The 8,674-nt window shown below is 51.5% G+C and carries 6 protein-coding genes and 1 pseudogene; 5 read left to right on the top strand and 2 right to left on the bottom strand.

The features are described 5' to 3' along the window. The first annotated feature begins 376 nt into the window (after positions 1-376). The 5 genes and pseudogenes from Q666_RS54505 to Q666_RS65640 form a co-directional block, all read left to right on the top strand. Entirely contained in the window at positions 377-634 is a 258-nt protein-coding gene (locus tag Q666_RS54505) for a helix-turn-helix transcriptional regulator (RefSeq protein ID WP_051990170.1), read from the top strand. Further along, positions 627-1,850: a type II toxin-antitoxin system HipA family toxin gene (locus Q666_RS54500; protein WP_023000283.1), complete on the top strand. Its 1,224-nt coding sequence runs from the start codon at positions 627-629 to the stop codon at positions 1,848-1,850. The genes Q666_RS54505 and Q666_RS54500 overlap by 8 nt, the downstream gene beginning before the upstream one ends. Positions 1,851-2,368: 518 nt before the next feature. Continuing rightward, on the top strand, positions 2,369-2,857 hold the full coding sequence (locus Q666_RS0133720) for a molybdopterin-dependent oxidoreductase (protein WP_031269045.1): 489 nt from the start codon (positions 2,369-2,371) through the stop codon (positions 2,855-2,857). A gap of 138 nt (positions 2,858-2,995) precedes the next feature. Then, complete coding sequence (locus Q666_RS0133715; protein ID WP_023000281.1) at positions 2,996-4,858, top strand: bifunctional diguanylate cyclase/phosphodiesterase; 1,863 nt, start codon at positions 2,996-2,998, stop codon at positions 4,856-4,858. Between the two features lie 192 nt (positions 4,859-5,050). After that, positions 5,051-5,230 (top strand): annotated as a pseudogene (locus Q666_RS65640) (IS5/IS1182 family transposase); the annotation flags it as partial. Between the two features lie 213 nt (positions 5,231-5,443). Here Q666_RS65640 and Q666_RS54490 read toward each other — a convergent pair. Both Q666_RS54490 and Q666_RS54485 read right to left on the bottom strand, forming a co-directional pair. Further along, positions 5,444-6,676, bottom strand: a complete 1,233-nt coding sequence (locus tag Q666_RS54490; RefSeq protein ID WP_023000279.1) for a GAF domain-containing sensor histidine kinase — start codon at positions 6,674-6,676, stop codon at positions 5,444-5,446. A 261-nt stretch (positions 6,677-6,937) separates the two neighbouring features. After that, positions 6,938-8,119 carry a PAS domain-containing protein gene (locus Q666_RS54485; protein WP_161633238.1) on the bottom strand — a complete coding sequence of 394 codons (1,182 nt, stop codon included), beginning with the start codon at positions 8,117-8,119 and terminating at the stop codon, positions 6,938-6,940. Positions 8,120-8,674: the final 555 nt, after the last annotated feature.

Below are 8,674 nucleotides of genomic sequence, written 5' to 3'. Positions count from 1 at the left end.
CATAAAGTGGATGGGCTCTAGCGCGCCTTTCATAAGTTGCTGAACTTTGACCACTCGGCACTGGCGCTGGATAAGGAAGATTTGTCGTTCAGACTTGTCTCCAAGTCCTTGTTTCTGTTTCGCGCGAGCACTGCTTGGGCTCTATGTATTTTGCCAACAAATCCTAATGGCTCTTCCAAGTTACATTATAATTTTTTATGTTCGCTTGAGATAACATAATATGGCACAGATACTCCAACTCACTCAATCGATTGTGCCCTAGGCACTACTATGATCATAAGGTTACGTCTACACAACATTATACCTTATTACGTTTTTGGGAGAAACCATTTTGGCTACAGCGATCAAGGTGCCACGGGCAGCGCGTAAGGAGCTCATGACCCTCGGAGAAAACATTCGTGTCGCGCGTCTGAGACGTAGACTGACAGCCGAGATCATCGCGCAGCGCGCCGGAACAACACGGCAGACTGTGGCCAAGATCGAACAAGGGGATCCTGCAGTAAAAATAGGCACCTATGTCGCTGTGCTACAAGCGCTTGGCCTCATTAATGGATGGGGGAATATTGATGACCCTGTCGGTGATCAAATATCTCTCGATGACCTTCCCAAGCGGGCGAGGCTGAAGAATGGTTGAAGTCTGGATAGACTGGAAAGGGTTGCACCGGGTCGGCACGCTGCATCGCGTTGCTGGGCGAGGTCGAGAGCGAGAGCGAGTAGCTTTCACTTATCACGAAGATTGGCTCTCTGACAAAAATGCCTTTGGCCTTTCACCAGACATTCCCCTAGGGCCTGGGCAGTTCGTGCCAGGAGTGGGACAAGACATGCTAGCCCCACTCGGGGACTCCTCCCCAGATACATGGGGCCGAACTGTCATGCGGCGCTACGAGGGAAGGATTGCAGAGGCTGAAGAGCGGCGCTCGAGGACGCTGCAAGAGGCCGACTATTTGTTGGGAGTAAACGACGAGACCCGTTTAGGCGCACTGCGATACAAAGTTGATGGGGAGTTTCAAGCGCGCGAGGGGATTGGCGTGCCTGTACTGCTCAGTCTCGGAGATCTATTGCAAGCATCTCAACGCGTGCTTCGTGGGGAGGAGACCGTGGAAGACCTCAAAATGCTCTTTGCTCCAGGAAGTTCTCTCGGCGGAGCTCGGCCCAAAGCCAGTATTCTCGATCAGCACGGGCGCCTCTCTGTAGCAAAATTTCCGAAGGAGACCGACAACCACTGCGTCGAGCGTTGGGAAGCTATTACACTGGAATTGGCTCGGCGAGCCGGAATAACAGTTGCTGATCACACCCTTGAAATGGCAGGCGACATACCCGTCTTTTTGTCTCACAGGTTTGATCGGAACGAAGAGGGCAGGATCCCGTTCATCTCAGCGATGGCCATGATTAATGGACGAGACGGGGAAAGCTACAGCTACCTAGACTTGGCGGACTTGATAACCTCGGAAAGTGTAACACCGGAAAGAGATCGCGAAGAGCTATACAGGCGGGTTGCCTTTTCCATCCTCGTGACGAACCTCGACGACCATATGCGCAATCATGGGTTTCTTCGCGGCAGGGGGGGCTGGTACCTGTCGCCGGCGTACGACATCAACCCCGTCCCAAACCAACCGCGCGTGCTCAAGAGCTACATCACTGACGACAATCCAGATGCCAGCATCGAATTGCATCGATCTCAGCACGAGAATTACCTCCTTGAGGCCGAAAGTGCCGATCGCATAATTGCTGAAGTAGGCAGGGCCACAAAGACTTGGAAAGAAGTTGCGCACGCTTTGGGAGCACCAGCGCGCGAGATCAAGGAGATGGTATCAGCTTTTGAGCACGAGGAATCGGACGTAGTCTGGTAAGCTTCCCCACTTCAGTCGATTGCCAGTTCTAAAACCAGCCCTGAAAATTGCCAACAGCTCTAGTGGATGCGGATATCTAGTCGATAACTGCCTTCTCCACCGCGGCGTACAAGAACACGTTGGCAACTGTCACTGTCCAGTTCGAAGAAACTTCTTCTACCTCGTTGTGCAATGGCACATTTCTCGAAAGTTGCCGAAACGTTGGCCAAAATCCGTTGAAGTTCCTAACGCTGTGACATGGGTGCGCGTCCTAAAATTGTAACAAATGCCAATAAATGAACAGCAACTAGTGCGGGTAGTAACGATCAGCGCTCGACCGCCGCGCCGAGTTTCTCGGTTGTATTTATTTGGCATACCACCAAGTGTTCGTTTGTTAAACTTGCTCAATTTACCATTAACAAATTCTGGATAACTTCATATAGGCTATATTTTTTAAGACAAGGTGAGAAATTATTAATTTGAGTGATGTTTATGTTTGAGAGACGTGATATTATTTAAGAATATAACAGGGAAAACTTATGCGAAAACTGAAAATAATCGCATTGGCAATGTTCGCAACCTCCGTTGCTTTGACTGGAAGTCGTGCGCAGGACGCAAGTTCGCCGGTCCTAACGATTGAGGGGAAAATCGCCGCAAATGGGTCGATAGACCTAACGATGAATGAGATTGAAGAGATTGGTGTTGCGGAAATCACAACAACCACTCCCTGGCACGACGGAGCGGTAACCTTTTCTGGCGCACCAATGGCAGACCTGCTCAACAAGGTTGGGGCAACCGGCACCAAAATCAGCGTGATCGCATTGAACAACTACCACACCGAAATACCTGTCTCCGATTTCGAGAAATACGGTGTCATCCTGGCAACCAAAAAAGATGGGAAGTATATGCCTGTCAGCGACAAGGGACCGCTCTTTATAATCTATCCCTTCGACAGTGATAAAGAGCTGAAAAGTGAGATCTATTATTCTCGGGCTGCCTGGCAGGTTCGGACCATCACCGTCGAATAACAGATGAGTCTAAGGCCCCAAATGCGTCGTCCCAATGGATTTACGATCTTTGCCATATTCGCGCTGTGTTGCTTCGCGCTATTGGCTCTGGTCCACCGCCAAGTCTCTGGTGCATCCGAAGATGCAGCTATGAGATCGATGAGCTACGATGTAAGCTGGACAGGTGCAAACGGGCGCATTGAAGCTGCAAGTCTCGAAAAATATGTCGCGCGCTATGCGGCTCTGGATACAGCGGAAGATGCTGAAAAAGCCAGGCTCTTTTATCAGATTTTTTTGAGCCGCCTCGATACCTGGAATTCTGGTGGCTACAAGGTGTTTTTGGACCAATCGCCAGCAAGGCAGGCAAGATTCGAACGTGCGTGCGAAAAAGTTGTCAACCTTGCGCCAGATTTTGAAACTATAGAAAACCCTGCGTCTCAGGAGCGTATTCTGTCGGTCCTGTCCGAAACCTCATCGACCTTTGAAAGGCTCGGGGGAGAATCCCAAACCTTTGCGATAGCCAAAGCGGCATCTGTTCGCGCCGAACTCAAGGAAAAGCAACGGCAACAGAACTGGTTGATGTTTGCCCTCGTTGCTAGCGGCATCGGCCTGTTGGCCTTGACCGCCCGCCAGAATTGGCGTTTGCGGCGTGCAAATGAAAATATTTCGACTAATGCCGAACGCATGGCTCATCTTGCCAAGCACGACACCTTGACTGGCCTTCGCAACCGCCTTGCCCTCGATGAACGCCTTTCGTTCTTATGCCGATATCAGCCTCGGAATGATCGTGTTGCCGTGATCGCGATCGATCTCGACGGCTTCAAAACTGTCAACGACGTGATGGGGCATAACGCAGGCGATGCTCTTTTGGTTGCGACAGCACGGAAGTTGGAGGCAATCGTATCGGCTTGGCATTCCAGCAACATGGTTTTTCGGGTGGGCGGAGATGAGTTTATCGTCATCGCGCACATCGATGTGGACAATGACAATGCCATTTCACTTGGCCATGAGCTTGTGAAATGTTTCAAGCAGCCCATTGAGACCAGTTACGGGAACATAATTGTCGACCTGTCGGCCGGCGTCGCTCTGCAAAACGGCACATTCGAGCCTGAAATTCTAATGGATGCCGATCTGGCGTTAACCTTTGCCAAGTCGCGGGGGAAAGGTCACGCACTGGAGTTTGACAAGAGTTTGCGAAACAACCTGCATCGCCGAATAGAGCTCGAAGCTGAGCTGAAAAAAGCGGTACTGCGCGGAGAGTTCGTTCCATTCTATCAACCGCAGTTCGATCTTGCGAGCGGTACAGTCGTGGGTTTTGAAGCTCTTGCCAGGTGGTCACATCCCAAACTTGGCTTCGTGCCACCTGATGAGTTTATCCCGATCGCGGAGGGTAGCGGCGATATCGTTTCCATTGGACGCGCCATTTTCGAAACCGCATGTCTCGACGCCCTGAAGTTTCCGGACGGGACGAGCCTGTCAGTTAATATTTCTGTAGTCGAGTTACTTCAAGACGATGTCATCGAGCACTTTCGAAGATCGCTTGAACGAACGAAGTTTCCTCCAGAACGCCTGAAAATGGAGGTTACTGAATCTGTCATGATGACAGACCTGGACAGAATCCTGACAACGCTCGCTTCACTCAGGAGCCTGGGGATCGCAATCTGCCTGGACGATTTTGGAACGGGGTTCTCTGCTCTTTCCTACCTTACAAAATTTAGATGGGACGAACTGAAAATTGATCGAACATTCGTGAAGTCAGCCCTTACAGATCCGGTAAACCGTGGAATTATTCGCACAGTAAGAGGTCTCGCAAGTTTGATTGATGCGCAAGTTGTAGCTGAGGGTCTGGAGACACTGGAGCAGATAGATCTGCTTAAACAAATGGGCTGCACTGTTGGTCAAGGCTATCTTCTCGGCCAGCCGATGCCCGCCGGAGATATTCTGCAGTTTGTGGGTGCTCAATCGAACAAGTCACCTGCTGTAATGGTTCTGGATGAGGAAATCGTTCGAATTCATGGCTGAGACGGATCGGTTTTGATCTGTTGCCAAAGATACGATCGCACCAAAACACCCTTCTAAGGACTGCTCTGCAGTAGTTTTCTAAACTTTTCGTTAACGGCCGTAATGCGAACGATACTTCCGTTCGACTTGATGATCAGAATTTGCGATTTTGGCGTCAGATGTTGTCAGGCTGCCAGAACGGAATGCGCCATCTCCTGCAAGCTTCGAAAGAAGGTGGAGATGCTGTTCGCGCATCTGAAGCGGATCCAGGGATTCAATCGTCTCCGATTGCGCGGACCATGCGGAGCGCGTGACGAATTCCACGTCGCAGCCCCCGCCCAGAACCACCGAAAGCTGGCAAAACTCCTGCCACCGCGGCAGATCGCCAGCTGACGCGAGAAAGGGCGACGCGCGCGGTACTTCAAGAGGCAATCAACGCGACTACCGGGCCGAGTTTTTCAAAAGTATAAGACCAAAGCGAACTTTCACAACAAGAGATGCATATCTCCGCTAAGGGACGTATGTGTACTTGAACACGGAAGGCGGGAAGCCGCGGTCCGGCAGAGTGATCTAATGGATTTGACCGGTACCAAAGCACGTCTAGAGCTACGAAAATTCGAGTTTCGGCAATTCAAGCCGGAAACAGGTTGTGCTGCCCTCGCTTGCGACTGATAGTCGCCCGCTATGTGCCTTTGCTATCGATGATGCAATGTGCAGGCCGAGCCCGAGACCCTCACTTGTCCCGCTCCCGCGATGAAACGGGTGAAACAGAGTTTTCTGAAGCTCGGGCGGGATCGGCTCTCCCTCGTTTTCCACTTCTATAACGGCCTCTTTGTCATGGCTCCTGACTGTAACCTGAACTGGCGAGCCAGAGGCTCCGTGCGTGATCGCATTGGATAGGAGATTCGATACCGCTTGCCCGATCCGATCCGGATCGCAGCTGACCGGATACGCCAGATCGACATCCAGTTGGATTTCCTTTTCCGGGACGGTGACACGGATCTCGTCTACCACCTGTTGCAGCGTCTCCGCGAGAGGCGCATCCTGCACGACGCTGACTGCTATACCGCCGCCAAGTCGAGATTTCGCGTGCAACATCATGTTGTCAATCAACTCCGTCATGCGGTGAAGTGAGGCACGCATCAGGACGAGCAAATCGCGCCCACGGCTCGTCACCGGCTCTTTGTCCAGTTGTCGGATGCCCGCACCGAAGGCGGCAACCGGGTTTCGCAAGTCATGACCGAGGATCGCTATAAACTCATCCTGTATCTGGACCAGCTTGCGTTCGTGTTCGATCAGTTGCTCCTGTGCTTCCAATCGTTCCTCGGTTTCCAGGTTGCGTCCGATGAGGTCTGCAAACATTTTCAGCATCGCCACAGCGCGGGGACTCTTGACGTCTTTTGGTTCGGTGTCGATCGCGCAGAGGGTCCCGAAAAAGCTGCCGTCACTTCGATAGATCGGCACCGAAGCATAACTGACGATGCCAAAGGCCGTGGCAATGGGATGGCCTTGATACTCTGGGTCACTCGCGGCGTCGCTGAAAATGACCATCTCGGACGTTTCCCGCACTGTCCGGCAGAATGTAGACTCTATCGCGATCTCGTCGCCTTCAGAGAGGCCGAAATTGACCTCGTCGATGGTGCGGCAAGCGACCCATCTGTCGGCCGTCACACGGGCTACCCCGGCAAATCGCATATTTGTCGCGAGCATGACTGTCTCAAGAATTGTCTTGACGAACTCGCTGCCTGCCAGCAACTCGATATCTGTTTGGAAATCGTGGGTTCCAGCTAGAAATGCAGAACGGCCCTGTAATTCGACAGGAGCTTCTTCTTTGTTCATCGAGATCACATTTGCCGCTTTCTTAAAGATTCAACCACAGATCACGGGAAGGTAGACATCTTGCTGCCGGGAGCGTTATTGCGTTCCAGTTGAGATGCCATGCCTAGCCCGGCAACTTTCCAATGCAGTTAAGGGACCCTTCGTATCGGAAGTCAATGGCAGCCACCATAGACCGCGAAGCAGCATCCCGATCTGGAGACGAAGGTCGGCTCAGCCGAGAACGATGAAATCATCGCGGACAAATTTCCAAATCTGAGGTATCTACTTGGCAAAATTCATGTCGAGCAACCTTGAGAAGAAGTTCTGCGCCTTCTCATTGGCCGGCTTATCTGTCTCTTTACGGACCGGCAAAAACTCAAGGATGATTTGTCGTTCAGACTTGTCTCCAATGAAGCAGGTACGGATACGATAGTGGCGCTTGAGGCCGATGTGGCTTTGAACCTGCCACACGCGGCCGGCATCCCAGCCAACGGTGTCGAGCACACGGGCAAGGTCGCGCACATCCGTTGGCGACATCAGTTTATCCGACAGGCGCTCTGAGCCGATCTGTCTGGCGGACAGTCCGAGTTCTCCGCGGCCGGCGTTGTTGGCGTATTTGATCCGCCTTGAATTTAAATCTGCCACCAAAATCGGCGTTGGAACGGCATCCAGGATATCTGCGGCCGGTAGATCCTGAGAATCGGCGCCCACTTCTCCGACAAAGATGCAACCACCTTTCGGGTTCTCTAGGGCCAGTGGATGCAGGTCGAATAGGAGTTCCTTCGCAACACCGGTGTCGTCAGGCAGTTTCAAGACACCCTGTGTCAGGGTTTTGTCGGCCAACATCTTTGTGAAGGTGGCAGGAAGTTTCTTTCCTAGGAGATTTGGTATGGTGCGAACATCACGGCCGATGATCTGCTTGGAATTTTTGACCGCGAACACTTTCAGAAATTGCCTATTGGCGGACCTGATCACTCCGTTACGATCAGTCACGAGAATTGCACTGGTTACCGACGCCAAAGCATGTGCCAAATTTGACAGCATGTCGGGTGACTCGTCTCTTTTGGGCGCCTCTGACGAACACTCTCGCATTACCCCAACCACCAAGGGTACTGTTTTCCCTGCAAGGCGTGCCGCGACAATTTCAAAGGTCTTCAGGCCGGCGTCCGTTTTCATTGTTGCCGTCAAAGGTGATGAAAGCCCGTGCTCTATCGCATCGGAAAGCAATAGCAAAAATCGCTTCCTGTCAGTCTGCGCGTAATACTCCAACGCGTTACGCAAGGAGAATTTGACCAGCCGATATCCTTTGGCACTGGTTGCGTCCGTGCGCTGCCAGCAAATTTCTTCAGCTACAGGATCATAGGCCCAATAGGAAACGCCAACGGTTGAGAGAATTGCGCAGGTTTCCGGATTCGGGACCAGTTGCTTCATTGAACGCAGGAGGGTGTTGACTTCTGTGGGCAATTTACCGCTGCTTTGTTGGGGTGGAAATGGCCCCATTATTAAGCAGTTCAAAATTGAACGAAGAGTGAACCTAGTCAATTCAAATGGTAATTATTGCCGGTTATATCGAAAAACGTTTGAGTTCAACGAAATCCAGAAGAAAACATCGGCATTTTTACTATTGAGAAGTTGCACAATAGATCAAAATCACATTACGGCAATGGTGGTTGGTCCTTGAGGGGCGCGGTCGCACGAAATAATCGGCAGAAATCTATAGATATATCTGATTGGCTTGAACACAGTGTTTTAGCTGGACTTTTGGACGATTGCCGAAGCTGTGCGGCTTAGTGCCCCCAAACCCTCTCGTGCGTCCTCATCGAGCACATTCGGATATCGAGACTAGCACAAAAGGAAAACATGATGTTCTCCAGCACGAATCGATACCTATCGAAATGGAAACCTTCACCGAAATTTACGACCGGCTGGAAACACAGAAAACCGACGATCGGTTAACGTGACAACACTCATTTTGAAAGCTGTGCGGATCGCTTAATTCTAGAGCCCATCCACTTTATG

Origin of the sequence: Labrenzia sp. C1B70 (genome assembly GCF_000475395.1) — a bacterium.
In the GTDB taxonomy this organism is placed as follows: domain Bacteria; phylum Pseudomonadota; class Alphaproteobacteria; order Rhizobiales; family Stappiaceae; genus Roseibium; species Roseibium algicola.
This window is presented reverse-complemented; position numbering and strand designations above follow the sequence as displayed.

Excerpts from the sequence above, each read along its gene's own strand:
- Q666_RS54505 (WP_051990170.1), top strand. The coding sequence starts at position 377 with ATGACCCTCGGAGAAAACATTCGTGTCGCGCGTCTGAGACGTAGACTG.
- Q666_RS54500 (WP_023000283.1), top strand. The coding sequence starts at position 627 with ATGGTTGAAGTCTGGATAGACTGGAAAGGGTTGCACCGGGTCGGCACG.
- Q666_RS0133720 (WP_031269045.1), top strand. The coding sequence starts at position 2,369 with ATGCGAAAACTGAAAATAATCGCATTGGCAATGTTCGCAACCTCCGTT.
- Q666_RS0133715 (WP_023000281.1), top strand. The coding sequence starts at position 2,996 with ATGAGCTACGATGTAAGCTGGACAGGTGCAAACGGGCGCATTGAAGCT.
- Q666_RS54490 (WP_023000279.1), bottom strand. The coding sequence starts at position 6,676 with ATGAACAAAGAAGAAGCTCCTGTCGAATTACAGGGCCGTTCTGCATTT.